The sequence below is a fragment of the Leptotrichia sp. OH3620_COT-345 genome (assembly GCF_003932895.1).
GTDB lineage: Bacteria > Fusobacteriota > Fusobacteriia > Fusobacteriales > Leptotrichiaceae > Pseudoleptotrichia.
In genome coordinates, this window is record NZ_RQYW01000007.1 from 1 (window position 1) to 21,320 (window position 21,320).

Genomic DNA, 21,320 nt, shown 5'->3' on the forward strand with positions numbered 1-21,320 from the left:
TCTCAAATACTTTCTCCTTTCCCTGCTCTTTTGATTTCAAATCTTCCACTTCAGCTTCAAGCTGTACTTTCTGTGCTTCAAATTCTCTTTTCTTTTGCACTTCCTTTTCAAGAAGATCATTAAATTTTGCTTCTATTGCATTCAGACTTTCAGCTAAGCTTTTTTGTGGTGCTGAATAACTTACTGATGATAACACCAGTATTTCGACTAATAAAAATATTACTTTTTTCATAGTTATCCTCCTTTAGAATATTAATTTATATTTTTTATTTAAAAATTTTTCATTTTTTTTAAATTATGTACCATATTTTATTTTAATTATACCTTATATATTTACAAAAAGTAAAATATAAAATATATATTTTTCTAAAAAGTAATAAAATAATATGTATAATAGCATAAAGGAGATGCATATGAGATTTGAAGTCAATGATGATAAATTACTTGAATTCAGTAATTTTCTCAAAAAATTAAGAGCTGAAAATAACTATACATTTGAATATATTAGAAAGCATACAGGTATTAATATAGCTGACTTAAATAGGCTTGAGAATGGAAGTAAAAAGAAAATCAATCCTTTTCATCTTATTGAACTTTCAAAAATATATAAAATTAATGTTTTGAAATTTTATGAAATACTAGGTTATATAGATCATGATAAAATTGACAGTTATGTTGAAAAAAATGTTATTGAAGAAAAAGTGGCGGATTTTTTAATTGAAAAAGAAAATCGAAATCAAAAAATCCCTTTATTCTCTTCAATTTCATCCAGCATTGAAAAAATGAAAAATTCTATTCCTGAAAGTTTTATTCAATTTCCTTTAAAGAATGAAAAAGCTTTAAAAGCAGCCTATCTTTTGGATAATACTATGGAACCTACTTTAAATAAGGGCTCTATAATAATTTTTAATTCTGATATTACCGAGTTAAGTAATAGTGAAATAGGAATTTTCCATTATAATAAAGAATATTCTGTAAAAAGATTCTATAAAGTCAAAGATGAAACTATTCTTCAAAGTGACAATTATGATTATCCTCCTATAATTATTAAAGAATATGATAATTTTAAAATTTTAGGAAAATTTGTAGGTGTAATTACTATTTAAATATACAATTAAATTAAAAAATAACGGTTATATTTTAATAAGAAACTTTTATTAAATATAATCGTTATTTTTTTATTAATTAAAGAAATAGTTTTATTTTTAATATAATTTTAGAATTTAAAAATATAAAAAACTTGAAAAAACTGAATACTTAAAAATCTATAAATTGCAAACCATACTTACAACTTCTATATATTATTTTCTATAGGCATGATCAAAAGAGGCAATTCCCGTAATCGGTCTTCTTATTATCCCTTTTATCTGAGAATTTCTATAATGATTTTCCACAGAAAAATATAACGGCACTATTACAACTTCATCAATCAGTATACGTTCCGCCTGATTTATTTTTCTATCTCTCTCTATTCCGTTCCCTAGAACTAGTATTTCATTTATAAGAGAATTATATTTATTTTTAGACCATATATCCTGATTTTTTTCATTTTTCTGTTTCCATCTTTCTAAATATGACAGAGAGTCATCGTATTTCGGTGACCATGTATTTAAAACTATATCATAATTCCCCGCCCTTGTTCTTGTAAGCCTTTCCTTAAAAGAAACCGTCACCACTTCAGTTTCCAGTCCGAGTTTTGTTCTTAATTCTTCTTGTAAAAACTGTATTTCAAGTATTTCAGGATCTGAATTTCCGGTTAAAAGCTCAAGCTTAAGTTTGCTAATTCCCAATTCTTTTAATGCTTCTTTATAAAGTCTTTTAGCATTTTCTATATCATTATCCTTAAAATATTTGTCATCAGGATAGTTATCCCTATATTTTCCGTTATATCCCGTTATTATATTACTTATTACGGATTTTGCAATAATAGAACCGTCTTTTTTTATTTCTTTTACATATTTTTCTCTATTTATTGCAAAAGATATAGCTTGTCTTAATTTTTTATTTTCTAAAAACTGATTATTAAAATTAAAATCAAGATACCATAATCTTCCATTTATAAAAGTGTCAAGTGTACCTTCTTTCTTATATTCCGGTAAATTATAATGTTCCACTCTTGACATGTCTATTTCCCCATTTTTTATAAGGTTATCGACTACTCTGAAATCCCTTGACACTATATATTTTATTTTGGGAATTTTTATATTTTTACTATTCCAATAATTTTCATTTTTTTCAAGAAGTATTTCATCTTCTTTTAAACCGGTAATCTTATAAGCACCGTTAAAAAGAAATCCTTCAAGCTTTACAGCATACCTGTCTCCTTTTGATTTATAAAATTCTTCTTTTAAAGGAACAGCAATAGGTAATGTCAATATATATTTAAAATATGGAACAGGATTTTCAAGCTCTATTTCTAAAGTTTTATTATCAAGTGCTTTTATCCCCAAATCTTTTTCTTCCACTTTTCCCTCATAATACTTTTCGGCATTTTTTATAGGAAATAACATTTCAGAAAATTGAGCTGCTGTTTCAGGATTAAGAACCCTTTTAAAAGCAAATACAAAGTCGTTTGCAGTTATTTTGCTTCCGTCACTCCATTTAGCATTTTCTCTTAATTTAAAAGTTATTTTATTATCAACTTCAGTGAAACTTTCAGCCACGCCTCCCGTATAATTACCTTTTTTGTCCAATATAAGCAATCCTTCATAAATACCTGAATCTATCTGTACAGCTATCATTTCGGTAAATAAATGAGGATCCAGAGTGTTATAATCACTCCCTAAATTAAAAATAACCGGAGTTATGCCTTTTCCTTCATTATTTTTTTTCGGATAAAAAAACAACACTGTAAATATTCCTATTACTAATAATATTCCTATAATTTTTTTTATATTTTTCTTCATTTATATCCGTTTCCTTTTTTATTTCAGCATTACAAATGTTTTTTTATTTCATCAGCTTTATTTACTTTCTCCCATGGTAAATCTATGTCCGTTCTTCCGATATGTCCAAATGCCGCTAAATCCTGATATCTGAATTTCGGATTTCTTAATTCCAACGCTTTTTCAATCCCTCTCGGTGTCAAATCAAATACTTTCTCTATGGCTTCTTCTATTTTCCCCTCATCAACTGTTGATGTACCGAATGTTTCCACTCTTATAGATACGGGTTCTGTCACCCCTATAGCATAAGAAAGTTGGACTTCACATTTTTCAGCAATTCCTGCTGCAACAATATTTTTAGCTATCCATCTTGCAGCATATGCAGCAGATCTGTCTACTTTTGAGGGATCTTTCCCTGAAAAAGCACCTCCTCCATGTCTGAAATATCCTCCATAAGTATCTATTATTATTTTTCTTCCTGTAAGTCCTGAATCTCCATGTGGACCTCCGATTACAAATCTTCCGGTAGGATTTATATGGTATTTTTCAACTTTGTCATAATCTAAACCGTATCTTTCAAGTACAGGTTTTATAACAAATTCTTTTAAATCCTTTTCAATTTTTTCTTTTCCGGTATCTTCATCATGCTGAACTGACAGTACAATTGTATCTACATTTAAGACTTTTTTCGCCGTTTCATCATATGCTAAAGTCACTTGTGCCTTAGCATCAGGTCTTGCCCAACTTAAAGTACCATTTCTTGTAAGTTTTGTGAGAAGTATTATAATTTCTCGTGCCAATGTCATAGCAAGAGGCATTAATTCTTCAGTTTCGTTCACTGCACCTCCAAACATTATCCCTTGATCTCCTGCCCCTCCATAATCTACTCCCATTGAAATATCAGGAGATTGAGAATGTATAACATTCATTACACCACAATCCGAGTCGAATCCCATTCCGGGCTTATATCCTATTTCCATTATTTTATTTCTTACAATGTCCTGTATGTCAATATATGTTGTAGTAGTTATTTCTCCTCCTACTATTACAAGTCCGGTTGTAGCAAATGTTTCACATGCCACTCTTGCATTAGGATCTTCTTTAATACATGCATCCAACACAGCATCCGATATCTGATCACATATTTTGTCAGGATGTCCCGGAGATACAAATTCCGATGTAAAATAAACTTTTTTTGACACTTTATTCCTCCTTAAAAAATTTTTTTAATTTATTTCAAGAATTTTTTCTAAAAAAAAACTCTTCACCAAGAAGAGAATGTAAATTTTTATCTTTGCATTATATATGCCGGGAATTGGCACCTTATATTTTCATATAGGTTGCCGGGTACTATTAGCGGGCCCGTCCCTCATACCTCTCTTGATAAGTTTCATATTTAATTGTGATATTATTATAATATATTTTTTTTATTCTGTCAAACTTAACTTTTTTCATAAAGGATTTACAAACCTTTTTGAAAAAAATTTACAAAAAACTTTCAACTCAAATTATTTTATACTCGAAAATACTTCATTCATTGAAAGTAATAAACTTACTCCGCTCAAACAATAATTTTTCTTTGTAATCGTTCTCACATTTTTTCATTGAAATAATTTAAATATTTTGATTTTACGGTACACTTATATTTATTTTATTATTTTTTTGGGTCCTGACATTCAAAATTTTCCGAAAAATATGAAATTTTTTCAAACAGAAAAACTGCTGTTTGAACATTACAGGTTTGTTGTTATTCAAGAATAAATAAGTATTTTTAAAGTTTTAAAAATTTTGTAGTTGGTAACTGAAGAGTGAAGATAGGAATCAACCTCTACAGAAAAATCACTCTACTTCAGTTCTTCCTTCAAGAGATTTCCCTAACGTTGCCATATCAGTATATTCTATATTTCCCCCCATAGGTATCCCGCTTGCAATTTTTGAAACTTTTATATTCTTCTCTTTTAATATTTTAGTGAGATAAAGAGCTGTTGTTTCTCCTTCCAAGTCAGGATTTAATGCAAGAATAATTTCGTCAACTGTACCGTCAAGCCTCTCTATAAGTTTATTAATATTCAGATCTTCAGTTGTGACACCGTTCAAAGGGTCTATTTTCCCGCCAAGCACATGATAAAGTCCATTATATATTGCTGATTTTTCAAAAGCAATTATATCACGTACTCCTTCAACTACACATATTATATTTTTATCCCGTTTTTCATTTAAACATATTTCACATATTTCATTTTCCGATAAATTACCGCAAGTAGTGCAATGCTTTATATTTTCATAAGAATCTTTTATTATCTGAAGCATTCTGTTTACTTCTTTCTCATCTTTTTCTAAAAGATCAAAAGCTATTCTTATTGCACTTTTTCTACCAATTCCGGGTAACTTTGCAAAAACATTTATTAAATCATCTAATTTTTTCATTTTTCACCTTGATTTTTATTTTATACTTAAATCTAAAAAAAGAATGTCTCGAAAATAAGAAACTGCTTTATTTCAAAACTTTCCAACAAATCGAATTCAGACAGTAAACTTTAACTTTTGGACATCCTTTTTTCAAAAAATTTCAGTTTTTAATCAATGACTTTATTAAATTCTTTCAACTTTAAATGTATTAGTCGTTCCTGTTTCAGAAATACCCGTTACCAATACTACTAATTCTCCTCTTTTTACTTCTTCATGTTTTGAAGCAACTTCTTTCGCCTTTTCAAAGAAATCATCAGCTTTATCAAGATTTTTCTCAACATAAGCTCTGACTCCTCTTACCAATGCAAGCTGTCTTGCTGTCTGCTCACTGTCAGTAAGAGCTATTATAGGTACAGTAGGACCGTATTTTCTTAACATTCTTGCAGCTCTTCCCGTTTTTGTCCAGCAAATTATCAGCTTAGCATCAAGTATTTGAGTAGATTCCACTGCCCCCAGTGATATTGCCTCAGTAACTGTTACGGTTCCTGTTTGAGGTACTGTTATATTTTTAAATTTCTTAAACTCATCTGTTCTTTTTGAAATACTTGCCATCATTTGTACTGATTCTACAGGATATTTCCCCTTTGCAGATTCTCCTGAAAGCATTACTGCATCGGTTCCGTCCAAAATAGCATTTGCAACGTCTCCCGCCTCAGCTCTTGTAGGTCTCGGATTTCTTATCATTGAATCAAGCATTTGAGTAGCTGTAATTACAGGCTTCCCTGCCGCATTACATCTTCTTATCATCATTTTCTGAACAAAAGGAACTTCTTCAGCAGGAATTTCTACTCCTAAATCTCCTCTTGCTACCATTATTCCGTCACTTAATTCTAATATTTCATCAAAATTGTCTACACCTTCTTGATTTTCAATTTTAGAAATTATTTTTATATTTGCTCCTCCATTTTCATCCAATACCTTTCTCACTTCCGCAACATCTGAAGCTTTTCTTATAAATGAAGCTGCAACAAAATCAACACTCTGTTCACAACCGAACTTTAAGTCAGCTATGTCTTTTTCAGATAACGCCGGCAATCCTACAGACACTCCCGGTAAATTTACTCCTTTTGTTTCTCCCAATTCACCTGTATTTTTTACTGTACATAAAACTTCATTTCCGTTTATTGATTGAACTTCAAGCCCTATCAGCCCGTCATCCAATAATATTACATTTCCCGGTTTCAAATCATTTACAATTCCCGGATATGAAACGGATATTTTATCTTTATTTCCTATATGTGAATAATCAGTAGTTACTGTTATTTTATTTCCTGCTTCAAGTAATATATCTTTTCCGTTTTCCAATTTTCCCGTTCTTATTTCAGGACCTTTCGTATCTAGTAATATTCCTATATTTTTACCTGTTTTTTCCATTACTTCTCTGATTCTTTTAATTCTTGTCCCGTGTTCTTGAAAATCTCCATGAGAAAAATTGAGCCTCATAACATTCATTCCGCTTTCTACTAATTTTGTAAGCATTTCCTCACTTTCAGTTTTAGGACCTATTGTACACACTACTTTTGTCATTTTTATTTTCATTTTTTCCTCCTTTAAATTTATGACATTAAAAATATTATTCTTTTATTTACAGTGATAGCATATTGGCTATTGCATAATCTGCAAACGAACTTTTTGTATAATTTTCCCAAGCATAAGATAAAGAATGAGTAGTGACTTTTTCACTTTGAAGTCCTACCATAAGTCCTCCTTTTCCTTCTACAAGTAGTTCTACAGCTTTTACTCCCAATCTTGTTGCAAGTATTCTGTCAAATGCTGTAGGAGCTCCTCCTCTTTGAACATGACCCAATATTGTCACTCTTATACTTGTATTCACTTTTTGAGAAAGTTCTTTTTCTATTTGAAGTACATTTCCCACACCTTCAGCAACTACAATTATATCATAAAGTTTTCCTTCTTCTCTTCTATATCTTATTACTTCAGCAATATCATCTATTGAAGATTCCACTTCAGGAATAAGTACTCCGCTCGCTCCTCCTGCTATTGCCGAATATAATGCTAAATCTCCACAGTTTCTCCCCATAACTTCCACTAAATAAGTTCTTTCATGTGAGATTGCAGTATCTTTTATTCTTGATATTGCATCTAATATTATATTCAAAGCAGTATCATAACCTATTGTATAATCAGTCCCCGCTATGTCGTTATCTATTGTTCCGGGTATTCCTATTGTTTTAATTCCATGTTCTTCGTATAAATAATGTGCCCCGTGAAAAGAACCGTCTCCTCCTATTACTACCAGTCCTTCTATTCCTCTTTTTTTCAAATTTTCAGCTGCTTTAGCTCTAACTTCAGGATCTTTAAATTCAGGCAATCTTGCTGACAGCAATATTGTCCCTCCCTGATCTGCAATTCCGCTTACATCAAGAGCATTCATTTGAAATATCTGATCTTCCAGCATTCCTTTATAACCTCTTCTTATTCCGAAAACATCAATTCCTTTAGTCATGGCCGTTTTGGCAACAGCTCTCACAGCGGTATTCATCCCCTGAGAATCTCCTCCACTCGTTAAAACTGCAATTTTTCTCATAACATTATCTCCTTCTTACTTTCAAACTCTTTAACTAATAAATAGTACCATTTTTTCAATTTTTTTTCAATGACTATTTTTAAACACTAAAAAGAAGTTCTTAAATCTTTTTTCAATTTAAAAACTTCTCTTTAAAAGTTTATTTTTAATATAAAAATAAAATTATAATATTGTCCATTTTCAGCAATTTTACTTTTTTTATAAATCCACTTTATTCATCATCCTTTACAAAAACACTTGTAACTGCTGCTATAGCTCCATCTCCTGTAACATTACATGCTGTTCCGAGTGAATCTTGAGCTATATAAAGAGCTATCATAAGAGACAGCATTGTTTCATCAAATCCTAAAACTGAACTTAAAATCCCCAATGCAGCAACTACAGCACCTCCCGGAACTCCGGGAGCCGCTACCATCGTTACACCCAAAAGTAAAATAAACTTTATCATTAATCCCCAGCCCGGAAGCATTCCATGCTGCATAAAGAATACTGCTGTAGAGCACGACACCAAAGTTATCGTACTTCCTGACAAATGAATAGTGGCACACAAAGGTATGGCAAAATTGACAACTTCTTCCCTTATCCCCATTTTTTTTGCCGATTTAAGTGTTACAGGTATTGTCGATGCAGAGGATTGAGTCCCTAAAGCGGTAAAATATGCAGGCATCATTGTTTTAAGCATTTTAAATGAATTTTGCTTTGTCATTATTCCTGCTATTGTATATTGAAAAATAAGTATAGAAGCATGAAGAATAAGAATCATTATAAATACTTTTATAAATACACTTATTATGCCTGTTATCTGACCTGCCGCGGTCATGTTGGCAAATACTCCCAAAATATAGAACGGAAGAAGAGGAACTATAATTTTTTCCAACATTCCTTCTATAATTGTCTTGAATTCATCCATAACATTAAATAAATGATTTGTTTTCAGTACCGACATTCCCAAGCCCAGCACAAATGCCAACACAAGTGCTGTCATAACCGCCATAGGAGCGGGAATATCAATAATAAAATATCCTTTTAAAAGAGCTTCTTCAGGATTTGCAAAGTTTGCTACTGACTGTCCTTTCAGTATAATAGGATATAAAATTGATGCAGTTATAAAAGCGGTCATTCCTGAAATAATAGTAGACCCGTAAGCAAATCCGGTAGTAATTCCTAAAAGCTTTCCCGCTCCCTTTGCCAAAGCACCTATACCGGGAGCTATAAAAGCTAATATAATTAAAGGTATAAGGAATTTAAGCAGCTGTCCAAATATATCCGAAAAAGTTATTAATATTCTGACAAGATTAATACTGAATACTTTAGTTATCATCAAATCTTTTGATGCAAATTTCCCAAGCAGAATTCCCAAAATAATAGCTATAACAATCTGAAGCAGTAACGGAATTTTTTTTAACATAACATTCTCCTTAATATTATAATTTTTTATTTTTTATCGATACTTAAAATTTCACGTTAGATTTTACTTCAAGCTTTTTTGATAATTCTTTTAACATAACTTCAGTCATTTTATCCAAATCATATTTAGGAGAAAAATTCCACTCTTCTCTGGCACAAGAATCATCTAAAGAATTCGGCCAGGATTCAGCGATTTTCTGTCTGACAGGATCTACATCATACTTCAGTTTAAATTCAGGTATGTATTTTCTTATAGATTCTGCAAGCTGTTCAGGCTCAAAACTCATAGCAGTTATATTAAAGCTGTTTCTATGTTTAAGTTTTGAAGGTTCAGCATTCAAAATGTCCACTATAGCATCAACGGCATCATCCATATACATCATATCCATATAAGTTTCCTTATCTATAAAACTTGTATATTCACCTTTAGTAAGAGCATCATAATAAATATGAACAGCATAATCCGTTGTCCCACCACCGGGAAGAGTTTTATGAGAAATCAATCCCGGAAATCTGACTGATCTCGTATCAACTCCAAATTTAGTATAATAATAGTCACATAAAAGTTCTCCTGAAACTTTTGTTACTCCATATATAGTATTAGGACGCATTAATGTATCTTGCGGTGTATTATCTTTCGGAGTATTTTCTCCAAATGCCGCAATTGACGATGGAGCAAATAATTGAGTCTTGCACTCTTTTGCAATTTCCAAAGCATTAACCAGCCCATTCATATTTAAATTCCATGCAAACAAAGGATCCTTTTCCGCTGTTGCGGAAAGAAGAGAAGCCAGATGGATAATAGTATCTACATTATTATCTTTAGCAATCTTCAAAAATTTTTCATAATCCGTTACATCCATAATTTCAAAAATACCTTCATTAGCCACTTCTCCTGATTTAATATCCGTAGCTATAACATTTTCAACACCTAAATCCTTTCTAAGTCTTGCAGTTAATTCAGTACCTATTTGTCCGGTTGCTCCTGTTATTAAAACTTTTTTCATGGACTTTTTCCTCCTCAAAATTATTTTTTAATTTCGTCATTTACTATTTATAATATACTTTAATAACCTTAAACTATAAGATCTTAAATTACTCCCAACTCTTTCCCGACTTTTTCATAAATACGTATCACTTCATCAAGCATTTCCTTTGTATGACTTGCTTGAGGCATATTTCTCACACGTCCTGTTCCTAAAGGCACAGTAGGATATGTAATAGACTTTGCATACACTCCTTCCTCTATAAGTCTTTTTGAAAATAGTTGAGTTTTCTTTTCATCTCCAATGATAACAGGAGTTATAGGCGTTACTGAAACACCTGTATCATATCCTATTTTTTTCAATTCTTCTTTAAGATATGCACTGTTTTCCCATAATTTTTTCACCAATTTTTTTTCATTTGAAATTATTTCTATTGATTTTTTTGCTGCTCCTGCAGCTCCCGGAGTAAGTGAAGTAGAAAATAAGAAAGGACGTCCACGTACTCTCAGCCAATCTATTAATTCTTTACTTCCTGCGACATATCCTCCGACAACACCTACAGCTTTTGAAAGAGTTCCTACCTGAATGTCTATATCTTGTGAACATCCGAATTCTTTTACTGTTCCTGCTCCGTCACCCATTACTCCTGAACCGTGTGCATCGTCAATATATGTAATTAATCCGAATTCTTTTGCAACTTCTACTATTTCCTTTATTTTCGCTACATCTCCATCCATTGAAAATACTCCATCGGAAATGTACATTATTTTATTGTATAATCCACTTTCTATAGCTTCTTTAGCCTTTAATCTTAAATCTTCCATATCCTGATGTTTACAACGTATTATTTTTGCACCTGATAACCTACATCCGTCAATAATGGATGCATGATTAAGTTCATCTGATAAAATAGCATCCTGTTTATCCATTATAGCTGATACTGCTGCCATATTACAGTTAAATCCTGACTGAAATGCTATAGCAGCCTCAGTATGTTTAAACTTTGCAATGGCTTCTTCCAATTCCTTATGTATTTTCATTGTTCCGTTAATAGTTCTTACTGCTCCCGCTCCTGCTCCATACTTTTCACATGCTTCTATTTCAGCCTGTTTAACATCTTCTCTATTTGCCAAACCTAAATAATTATTTGAAGACAGATTTATGAGCTTTCTTCCTTTTATAAAAATTTCAGGACCGTTTGCTCCATCAAGGACATCTATTTCATTATAAAGTCCTTTTTCTTTCAGTTCTTCAAGTCTGGGAAATAAAAATTCCTTTAATACGCCGTTACTCATTTTCAATACCTCCATTATAATTTATAGTTACTTTTTATATACCTTAAAATTTATTTTTTTACACATCAGATTTGTCAGAATTTTTCAAAATTTTTCATTTAAAAGTTTTACAATAAGATTATACCTTGAAAAGATGAAAAGTCAACAAGTAATTCCACAATCCGTTATTACTGCTTTCCAAGCATAATGGATGTTTTATTTTACAGTTGATACCCTGAATATGAAGACTGAAATAAGTTTTCATAGAAAGAAAATTGAGTTTAAAATAATTAAGTATTGTATTTTACTTAATTTTTAATTTTATATCTTTACTGTCATTACAGTTTAAACTATAATTTTTTATTTAATAATATTTTTAAATACCGAGGGAAACTAAAATTCCCCTCGGTACTAAAATTTAAAAACTTTTCCCAAAAATCTAAATATATTTTTATTCTTTATTCTTCAGTTTCAAAATATTCTCCCATATTTCTAAATTTTTCATATCTTCTTTCCAATAATTTTTCAATAGTAAGTTTATCTATTTTTTTAAATTCTTTTAAAACCGCATTTTTTAAACTTTTTGCAGTTTTCTCAAAATTTCTGTGCGCTCCTCCGAGAGGCTCTTCTATTATTTCATCTATTATTTTCAGACCTTTCAAATTAATCGCATCCATTTTTAGACTTTTGGCAGCTTCAGAAGCTTTAGATGCATCATTGAAGAGTATAGATGCACATCCTTCAGGAGAAATTACAGAATACACACTGTTTTCAAGCATTAAAACCGAATCTGCAACACCTATTCCCAAAGCTCCTCCACTTCCTCCTTCTCCTATAACTACTGAAACAATAGGAACCTTAAGCCCAAACATTTCTGACAGATTTTTGGCAATAGCTTCACCTTGCCCTTTTTCTTCAGCCTCAATCCCGGGATACGCTCCTGAAGTATCTATAAGAGTAAGTATAGGCAACTTAAATCTTTCAGCCATTCTCATTAACCTCAATGCTTTTCTATACCCTTCAGGGCTTGCCATCCCAAAATTTCTGTACATATTTGATTCAATATCTCTTCCTTTTTGATGACCTATTATCATTATCTTATAACCATCTACTGTTGCAAGCCCCCCTATTATAGCATGATCATCTTTAGACAGTCTGTCTCCATGAAGTTCAACAAAATCTTGAGTCAGTTCATTTATATAATCAAGAGTATAGGGTCTTTTGGGATTTCTTGAAATCTGAATCCTCGCCCATGAATCCATTTCTTTTTCAGAAAACTCCATATATTTTTCTTCAAGATTTTTTTCCAATTCTTTTACCTGTTTTGAAAAATCAATTTTTTGATCATCTGAAAAACGTTTTAATTCTTCTATTTTATTTTCCAGTTCTTTTATTTCCTCTTTTATACTCATTTTTCCTCCAAAATTGTAAAATGTGTAAAACTGCTCTTATATAAGTTTTTCAAGTATACGGTAAATCGTCATTTTCAATTCTTTTCTTTCAGAAATTACATCTACCATTCCATGTTCAAGTAAAAATTCGGCTCTTTGAAAGCCCCTAGGCAATTTCTGGTTTACTGTCTGCTCTATAACTCTTGGTCCTGCAAAAGCAATCAATGCATTAGGCTCTGTAACAATAACATCTCCAAGCATTGCAAAAGATGCTGTAACTCCTCCTGTAGTGGGATCTACAGGCACTGAAATAAAAGGTATCCCCGCTTCATTAAGTTTTTTAACTGCTCCTGATGTTTTTGCCATTTGCATAAGCGAAACTATACCTTCCTGCATTCTTGCTCCTCCCGAGCTTGAAACAATAACAACCGGAATTTTTTTTTCAAGACCTCTTTCCAAAGCCCTCGTAACTTTCTCCCCGACAACTGAACCCATACTTCCTCCCATAAAACTGAATTCCATAGCGGCAATACTTACTTCAATCCCGTTTATTTTTCCGGTTCCGCTTATAATTCCGTCAAGCATTCTGCTTTTTTCTCTGGAACTTTCAAGTTTATCCTGATATCCCGGAAAATTTAAAAAATCCTTTGAATTTAAAGTCATATCCTCTTCTATAAATGTACCTTCATCAATAAGTAACTCTATTCTTTCAAAAGCTGTCAATCTAAAATAATTTCCACACTTAGTACATACATTCAAATTATTTTTCAAATCCTCGTTATATATTATTTCATTACATCTGCTGCATTTTTTCCATTTGTTGTCATCGACTACATCTATAGTCAACTTTGATTTTGAAGTAACCGTTGCATATTTATTTTTTGACTTTTTACTTGAAAACAATCCCATTTTTCTCACCTTTCTGAAGATTTTCAAACTTATTTTATATTTTTATTAATTCAGATTAATAAATAACTCATGTTATCTTTAAATTTTACCTTACGAAACTTAGAAATAACTTTGCTTAAAGATTTAAACAGCTATTTAAAATAATCTTTTTCTTCTTTTAATATAAATTCATATTCATCAAATAATATTGAATAACAACATAAATACAGCTTGTCTTTTTTTTGACCTTTTCCGTATTTATTGTCTCCTACTATGGGATAACCGGCATTTGACAGCTGAACTCTTATTTGATGTTTTCTTCCTGTTATAAGGTCAATTTCTACTAATGAAGTTTTTTCCCCATTATTTATTTTTATAGTATTTAAAAAACTATTTTCTATTTTTTTATATTTTGTAATACTTCTTTTTGCTTTTCTGTCATTTTTTTCTTTTACTTCTTTTACTCCATTTTCAGTAATTTTTAAATAACTTTCTATTATAAATTCTTTTTTTTGGAGGATTCCATGAACAACTGCAACATATTTTTTCCTGACTTCATTATTCCTTATTTTTTCAGAAATATACCTTAAAAATTTTAAATTTTTACAGCCTATGACAAGCCCGGAAGTTTCATAATCAAGTCTATTGGCAAAATTTATATGTTCATTTTCATATATTCTTTTGTAAATTTCGGAAAGACCGTATTCATGTCCTGTTCCTTTGTGCATAGGAATATTGCCTAATTTATTTACAATAAAAAAATTATCATTTTCAAAAATTATCATTTTTTTATATTTTTTCTCATCAATTTTAAATTTATTTTTATAATTAAAAATTATTTTGTCGGTATCTTCTACACTCAGATATTTTATAAATACATTATCATTTAAACATAATCTATAATTTTCCTTGGATTTTTTACCATTTACTTTTATATCTCCTTTACGTAATGCTCTGAAAATATTACTGAGATTTTCATTTTTACATATTTTTTTTAAATATCTATCCAGTCTCATCCCTTCTGTTTCACTGTCGATAATATATTCAAAAACTTTCATTTATCACTCCAAATAATTATTTTTTAATCTTCTATATTTATTTTAATGCTTTCAGCAAGTCCTATCATAATAAAAGAAGATAAAAAGGAACTTCCCCCATAACTTAGAAATAACAAGGGTTTTCCGGTTACAGGTACTAAACCTATGGTCATCCCGATATTTACTACAACATGCATAAAAAATATCCCTGATATGCCGTACAATATAAGCCTTCCAAAACGATCTTGAGTAAGTTTGCTTATTCTCATTAAATTAAGTATAAGTAAAAAATAAAGTATTATTACTGTTGTAGAGCCTATAAAACCTGTTTCTTCAGAAATTATGGAAAAAATAAAGTCAGTCTGAGCTTCTGGAAGAAACTCAAGTCTGCTTTGACTGCCTTGAAGTACTCCTTTACCGTATAATCCTCCTGCTCCTACTGAGATTTTTGACTGAGTTACATGCCACCCGCTTCCTTTACTGTCTTTTTCAGGATTAAGGAATGTTTCCACTCTCGTTCTCTGATAATCGCTTAATACAAACCTGTACACAGGATATACAGATAAAATGACAATTATCCCTATAATCCATATAGGTTTCATATCCGCTCCATATAAAAATATCATAAATACAAAAGAAAACACAGTTATAAGTGTAGTTCCCAGATCTGGCTGTATCAGGATGAGTAATATAAGGGGCAACACCGGAAAAAAAGCTCCTATTATATCTTTCAGATTATTTATCCCTTTCCTGTATCTTTCAACTATCCAGAAAGCTATTATAACTATTATTGCTATTTTCACAAATTCGGACGGTTGAAGCTGAAAAGGTCCCAAAGCTATCCATCTCTGAGCTCCCAAGGTTTTTTTTCCTGCAAATCTTACAAGAAGAAGAAGTATAACACTTAAACCGTAAATTTTCCATATATGTTTCTTCATATCTCTATAATCAATAAAAGATACACCTATCCAAAGAAAAGTTCCTATACTTATCCATATAAGATTTCTAATTACAAAACCGGTAGATCTCGTAGCACTATATACAAAAATCGTACTTATAGTTACAAGAGCATAAACAAACAGTAACAGCATTTTATCCATTTTCAATATATTGCTTTTTATTATTTCCGTTAATCTCTGATTTTGAAACATAGTTATTTATCTCCCTTTAAATTTCCTAAAATAGTAATATTTTTATTTTTATATTGATTTTTCAAAAATTTATTTATATTTTCCAGATTTACATTTTCAATTTCCTGTTTCAACTTATTTATATTTATTATTTCTCCTTTTCTCACATAGTAATTTCCGATAATACTCATTCTCGATCTCGGATTTTCCATTGAAAAGGCTATCTTACTCAAATATTTATTTTTAGCCTTTTGAAGCTCAATAGGAGTAATCCCTTTTTCTCTCATTTTTTCAAATTCATTTAGTGTTATTTTCACGGCTTCTTTATAGCTCTCTCTACTGGTTCCGATATAAGTACTTGTAATTCCTCCTTCTTTATAATACTGATTATATGTATAAATGGAGTAGGCAAGTCCTCTTTTTTCCCTAATTTCTTGAAAAAGCCTTGAGCTCATGGATCCCCCCATAATGTTTGTCAGAATATCCGCATAAATCCTATTTCTACTGTTATAAGATTGTCCTTCATGGGAAATACATATATTTACTTGATTTATATCTTTTTCATAACTGTTTTCCCCACTTTTAAATCCAAATTCTATTTCTGTTCTTCTGTCGATTTTCCTATCTTTTAATTTTGAAAAGTATTCATTAGATTTTCTTATTATCTTTTCTTTGTCGAAATTTCCTGAAACAACTATGACAATATTATCTTTTGTATATCTTTCATTATAATATTTTTTTATCATTTCCGATGAAAAACTTCTTACACTTTTTTCAGTTCCTATAATCGGCTTTCCGTATTGACCGTGAATACAATCCGAATAATTTAATTCAAAAATAAAATCATCGGGACTGTCCTGATACATTTTTATTTCTTCAACTATTACATCTTTTTCCTTCTTCAACTCTTCTTCAGGAATCAATGAATTTGTAACAATATCAAATAAAATGTCTACCGAATTTTCCAAAAATTCAGTTAAAGCATTTATGTAAAATACTGTTTCTTCCTTTGTTGTATGTGCGTTTATACTTGCTCCGAGATAATCCGTTTCTTCTGATATTTCAAAATAATTTCTTTTAGCAGTTCCTTTAAAAATCATATGTTCCAAAACATGTGAAATCCCTTCTTCTTCATCGCTTTCATCTCTAGAACCTGTTTTGACAAATACACCTACTGAACAAGTAGAAATATTGTCAAGCTCATCGAAAATTATTTTTACCCCCTGATTTGTTATTATTTCTTCCGTCATTTTTCCTCCGTATTATTTTTTATACTTTTGTACCAATAATTACTAAAAAATACAAATTAAATACTTTGCTGTTATCCGAACAAAGTCTAATCTGAAATAAATTTACTATTTATCATAAAAATTTCTATCCGTTACTTTTTATCATTTTTTAGGAAAAAATGAGTCCGGATTAATATTCTGCATTTGAAAACAGTTTTATTCCTACTCCGAAATAAATTAGAAGAGGTAGAAAACACGCCAAATATACAGGTACCGTCCCTGTAGAAGCTAATGATTTCAATATAGTACTGAATCCATAGTAGGAATATCCTATTATTACCGACAATCCTATATTTACAGCTGCTCCCCCTCTCACATAACGGCTGCCTAAAGACAATCCTATAAAACACATTACAAATGAAGCAAGAGCAAATGATATTCTATAATAAAAATCAATGAGCAAATCTATTGAATCAGCTCCTACCCTTGTGAAATAAACTATTTTTTCTCTCAATTCTTTCATTGTAAGATTTTTCGCTTTTACAGGATCTGCTAATATGTCATCTATAGGAACTTTAAACTTAAATTTAGTCATATCAACTGTTTTAGAAACATTTGAAGCTATGTCATGTTCTTTCAGATTTTCAAAATTCCAGTTATTTGTTCCTTTTTCCATGACAGCTCCTGTTGCCGTATAAACCGATTTTATTTGTTTAAAATTATCCGACATTTCTATTATTTCTATTTCTTTCATAATACCATCTTTTTTATTCACATAACCGCTGTATAGCACTTTATTTTTATCAATTTTTACAAGTACAAAATTCTTTTCTATTTTTACCGGCTCCGTTTGCTCCAGTTTAACCAGTTTCATATTACTTTTTCTACTATTGGCTTTACCGAGTATATTTATATTTACAAAAAGAACGAATATACTTACAACAAATGAAAAAATCAACGGAAAACAGGCTATCCTCAAAAAACTTATTCCACTTGTTTTCATTGCGGTTATCTCGAGCTGCTTTGCCATTTTACTTATTGCCAAAAGACTTCCGAGAAGTATTCCTAAAGGTGCAGTATTAGTAATAATTTCAGGTATACCATAGGACAGATATTCAAAAGCTTCTTTTAAAGTGAACTTTCCATCCATTATCCAACCTGTAAGACTTATACTTTCTGCAAGAATAAATATCAGGAAAAACATCATCATTCCGAGAAAAAAACTTTTTATGTAACTTGAAATTATATATTTATCCAGTTTATTCATTAAATTAATGTCTCCTATATTTTTTTATTGAAAAATAAACACATAATACAAACAAAATAAAATTCGGTATCCACATTGCCACTGAAACAGGAATATTATTTTTCAGTATCATAATTTTTGCATAATTTACAATAGCTATATATCCGAATATTACTATCAGACTTATTCCGAAACTTATTCCTTTTCCGCTCCGCTTGTTTCCTACCGACAGTAGAACTCCCAGCCAGCAGAGAAACACACTTGCAAGAGGTCCTATCAGCCTTTGATAAACTTCTATCAAAGCTTTTAATGCAGCTTCTTTCATATCGGGATTATTTACATTATTTCTATAAAATTCCTTTAATTCTTTTAAATTCATTTCGCTACGTTTTTTCTGATGTTCTCCTTCTCCGGAAGAGAAAAAAGTCGAAATAGGTACTTGCTGTTCTTTATATTCTGCAGCTACCTGACTATTTCCTTCTTTATCAAAAGAATATCCTTTTACATCATTCAGCACTATTATTCCCGGATCAAATCTCGCATTTTCAGCTAAAAATATCACAGGATAAGGATTGTTCCCCTGTTTGTTAAGTAAAAGAAACTGACTTGCGGAAGCTTTCTTATTGTCAACTTTGTCTATATAAAATCCAAAGCCTTTTTCAGGATTTGTCAAGAATATTTTTTCTTCAGTCAGTGAACTCGGTCTGGTAGACAATAATACTTTCGTTTGTTTATTAATATTTTCAAGTGCTCTGGGATTTACATATATTTCAAGTCCCAATCCTATGAATGTCAATATAAGTCCAAATATAAAAGCAGGTCTTATAATCCTGAAAAGACTTATCCCCGAACCTTCCATAGCTATTATCTCATTTGTTTCAGAAAGCCCTCCGTAAACGAGCATTACACCGAGAAATGCCCCCATAGGTATTGTCTGTACAAGAATGCCGGGTACGACATAAAAGAAATAATCAACTACCGATAGAAAAGGCAGATCGCTTGCAAACAACCTTTCCATTGCTTCAATAAGAACATTAAGCATCAGGATAAATGTAAATATACTGATCCCGAATATTGAAGGCAGCACAAGTGAATTATAAATATATTTATCTATTATTTTCATTATTTTTTGTTCCTTCATTCAGATTATTTTTACTAAGTTCATTCAATATATTTTTCTTCAATTTTTCTTCTCTTCTTTTTTTTCTATATTTATTTACATCATTTTTTATAAAGTCAGGAAACACATCCGAATACACATATATATACTCGGTTATTCCCTTTACGGCAAAACTTTGATTTCTTATATCCTGTAATCTTTTGCTGTGGGATGAACCTATTAATATTATTATATATATAATAAAAATTATAAAAGTTGCTTTTATTATACCTAAAATTCCTCCAATAAATTCATCACCTTTTTTCAGCTTTATAGTTTTAAGAAATTTGCTGCTCAATTTTAGTAAAACTGAAAAACTGATATATAGCAAAACAAAGGCTATAACATATATTTTTAACTGATCCCTCGAATCTTTTTCAGACAGTTTAAATATAATTTTTACCGCTCCATAAGTGGATTTCATCATATATATAATAAGAAGATACTTAAATACACCGAAAAATTCCAGTGTAAATCCTCTTTTTCTTCCTAATAAAAAGGATAAAATCAATAATACTACAAATCCCACATCTAATATCATTTTTTCTCCCGTAAACTTTATTCATTTTCATTAATATATATTCTCGGAACCCTCTGACTTATTCCACATAAAATTTCATAGGATATTGTACCGCATATATCCGCAACTTCCACTGCACTTATATTTTCTCCAAAAAATTCTACTATATCTCCTTTTTTCGCTTTTTTTACAAGAATTTCGGGAAGCAGTATTATTAACTGATCCATACATACTCTTCCCACTATTCTGCACTTAAATCCTTTATAATACACATATCCGCTGTTTGACAGCTCTCTTCTGACACCGTCCGCATATCCTATAGACACCGTAGCCAGAGTTTCTCCCTTTTTTCCCAGATAAGTATTTCCATAACTTATATAACTGTCTTCATGAAGAGTTTTTATATAGCTTATTTTAGCATAAAGAGACATTACAGGTTTAAACTTATAAGGTACCGTTTCCTTTTCAGTAACACCTCCATATGCTATTATTCCGACTCTTATAAAATCATATTTCTTTTTGCAAGATTTCAAACTTCCGAAACTATTATGTAAATGTCTATATTTTATAGTCGAGATTTCTTTCATCATAATTTCTGATATCTCTTCAAATCTTTCCGATTGCATATCAGTATAATTTCCGTCAGAATCGGAAGATGAAAAATGCGAAAAAACACCTATCGGTCTGACATATTTACAGTTTTTTAATATGTCCGTCATTTTCTCAATCTCATGGGACTGAAACCCTACTCTTCCCATTCCTGTGTCTATTTTAATGAAAACATCTACATTACAATGATTTTTTTCGAGGTAATCAATTTCCTCAAAATCAGTTACTGTAAAATAAATATTTTTTTCAGAAACTGAATTTACATAGTCATTTTCAATAGGTCCGAGAATGAGGATATTTACACTTTCGTTCATCTTCCTTATTTCAAGAGCTTCATCAGCAGTAGCAACTGCAAAATTCAGAATTCCTTTTTTTATAAGTAAATTGCATATTTTAAGCATTCCATGACCATAAGCATCAGCTTTTATTACTGCCATTATATGTTCTTTTGATGTTATTTTTTCAAGTTCCTTAATATTTTCATATAAGTTTTTTATATTTATTTCTGCCCAACAACGCATTTATTTTCACCTTCTGAAATA

Annotated in this window: 18 protein-coding genes, 1 pseudogene and 1 riboswitch; of the genes and pseudogenes, 1 reads left to right on the forward strand and 18 read right to left on the reverse strand. The window is 30.6% G+C overall.

From position 1 onward, the window contains the following. A pseudogene (locus EII29_RS05405) lies at window positions 1-232 on the reverse strand (hypothetical protein); the annotation flags it as partial. Window positions 233-413: 181 nt separating this feature from the next. On the opposite strand from EII29_RS05405, the gene EII29_RS05410 reads away from it, so the two are divergent. After that, the gene (locus tag EII29_RS05410) at window positions 414-1,106 is read left to right on the forward strand and encodes a S24 family peptidase (RefSeq protein WP_158612475.1); all 693 of its coding nucleotides are present in this window, start codon (window positions 414-416) and stop codon (window positions 1,104-1,106) included. A gap of 195 nt (window positions 1,107-1,301) precedes the next feature. Here the strand turns inward: EII29_RS05410 and EII29_RS05415 are convergent, their stop codons facing one another. The 17 genes from EII29_RS05415 to alr form a co-directional block, all read right to left on the reverse strand. Further along, complete coding sequence (locus EII29_RS05415) at window positions 1,302-2,906, reverse strand: peptide ABC transporter substrate-binding protein (RefSeq protein WP_125236523.1); 1,605 nt, start codon at window positions 2,904-2,906, stop codon at window positions 1,302-1,304. Window positions 2,907-2,935: 29 nt separating this feature from the next. Then, window positions 2,936-4,087 carry a methionine adenosyltransferase gene (metK, locus tag EII29_RS05420; RefSeq protein ID WP_125236524.1) on the reverse strand — a complete coding sequence of 384 codons (1,152 nt, stop codon included), beginning with the start codon at window positions 4,085-4,087 and terminating at the stop codon, window positions 2,936-2,938. 83 nt (window positions 4,088-4,170) lie between these two features. Then, a riboswitch (SAM riboswitch) is annotated at window positions 4,171-4,275 on the reverse strand. Window positions 4,276-4,724: 449 nt separating this feature from the next. After that, window positions 4,725-5,312: a recombination mediator RecR gene (gene recR, locus EII29_RS05425; protein ID WP_125236525.1), complete on the reverse strand. Its 588-nt coding sequence runs from the start codon at window positions 5,310-5,312 to the stop codon at window positions 4,725-4,727. Window positions 5,313-5,477: 165 nt separating this feature from the next. Next, complete coding sequence (pykF, locus tag EII29_RS05430) at window positions 5,478-6,893, reverse strand: pyruvate kinase PykF (RefSeq protein WP_148096406.1); 1,416 nt, start codon at window positions 6,891-6,893, stop codon at window positions 5,478-5,480. Between the two features lie 46 nt (window positions 6,894-6,939). After that, window positions 6,940-7,902, reverse strand: a complete 963-nt coding sequence (gene pfkA, locus EII29_RS05435) for a 6-phosphofructokinase (protein ID WP_125236526.1) — start codon at window positions 7,900-7,902, stop codon at window positions 6,940-6,942. Window positions 7,903-8,113: 211 nt separating this feature from the next. Next, complete coding sequence (locus EII29_RS05440; protein WP_125236527.1) at window positions 8,114-9,310, reverse strand: dicarboxylate/amino acid:cation symporter; 1,197 nt, start codon at window positions 9,308-9,310, stop codon at window positions 8,114-8,116. Between the two features lie 43 nt (window positions 9,311-9,353). Beyond that, a complete protein-coding gene (locus tag EII29_RS05445; RefSeq protein ID WP_125236528.1) occupies window positions 9,354-10,316 on the reverse strand; it encodes an L-threonine 3-dehydrogenase in 963 nt (320 codons plus the stop codon). An 83-nt stretch (window positions 10,317-10,399) separates the two neighbouring features. Continuing rightward, a complete protein-coding gene (locus EII29_RS05450) occupies window positions 10,400-11,590 on the reverse strand; it encodes a glycine C-acetyltransferase (RefSeq protein ID WP_125236529.1) in 1,191 nt (396 codons plus the stop codon). Window positions 11,591-12,027: 437 nt separating this feature from the next. Then, complete coding sequence (locus EII29_RS05455; protein ID WP_125236530.1) at window positions 12,028-12,981, reverse strand: acetyl-CoA carboxylase carboxyltransferase subunit alpha; 954 nt, start codon at window positions 12,979-12,981, stop codon at window positions 12,028-12,030. 36 nt (window positions 12,982-13,017) lie between these two features. Continuing rightward, window positions 13,018-13,869 (reverse strand): acetyl-CoA carboxylase, carboxyltransferase subunit beta, encoded by an 852-nt coding sequence (gene accD, locus EII29_RS05460; protein ID WP_125236531.1) that lies wholly within the window; start codon window positions 13,867-13,869, stop codon window positions 13,018-13,020. 131 nt (window positions 13,870-14,000) lie between these two features. Then, window positions 14,001-14,906, reverse strand: a complete 906-nt coding sequence (locus EII29_RS05465; protein WP_125236532.1) for an RluA family pseudouridine synthase — start codon at window positions 14,904-14,906, stop codon at window positions 14,001-14,003. A gap of 23 nt (window positions 14,907-14,929) precedes the next feature. Beyond that, a complete protein-coding gene (rodA, locus tag EII29_RS05470; protein ID WP_125236533.1) occupies window positions 14,930-16,036 on the reverse strand; it encodes a rod shape-determining protein RodA in 1,107 nt (368 codons plus the stop codon). A 2-nt stretch (window positions 16,037-16,038) separates the two neighbouring features. Continuing rightward, window positions 16,039-17,265, reverse strand: a complete 1,227-nt coding sequence (locus EII29_RS05475; RefSeq protein WP_125236534.1) for a pitrilysin family protein — start codon at window positions 17,263-17,265, stop codon at window positions 16,039-16,041. A 169-nt stretch (window positions 17,266-17,434) separates the two neighbouring features. Beyond that, a complete protein-coding gene (locus EII29_RS05480; RefSeq protein ID WP_125236535.1) occupies window positions 17,435-18,511 on the reverse strand; it encodes an LptF/LptG family permease in 1,077 nt (358 codons plus the stop codon). A gap of 4 nt (window positions 18,512-18,515) precedes the next feature. Next, entirely contained in the window at window positions 18,516-19,613 is a 1,098-nt protein-coding gene (locus EII29_RS05485; protein ID WP_125236536.1) for an LptF/LptG family permease, read from the reverse strand. After that, a complete protein-coding gene (locus EII29_RS05490) occupies window positions 19,597-20,190 on the reverse strand; it encodes a CvpA family protein (protein ID WP_125236537.1) in 594 nt (197 codons plus the stop codon). Before EII29_RS05490 ends, EII29_RS05485 begins: the two co-directional genes overlap by 17 nt. Before the next feature lie 17 nt (window positions 20,191-20,207). Beyond that, window positions 20,208-21,299, reverse strand: a complete 1,092-nt coding sequence (alr, locus tag EII29_RS05495; protein WP_125236538.1) for an alanine racemase — start codon at window positions 21,297-21,299, stop codon at window positions 20,208-20,210. Window positions 21,300-21,320 lie beyond the last annotated feature (21 nt).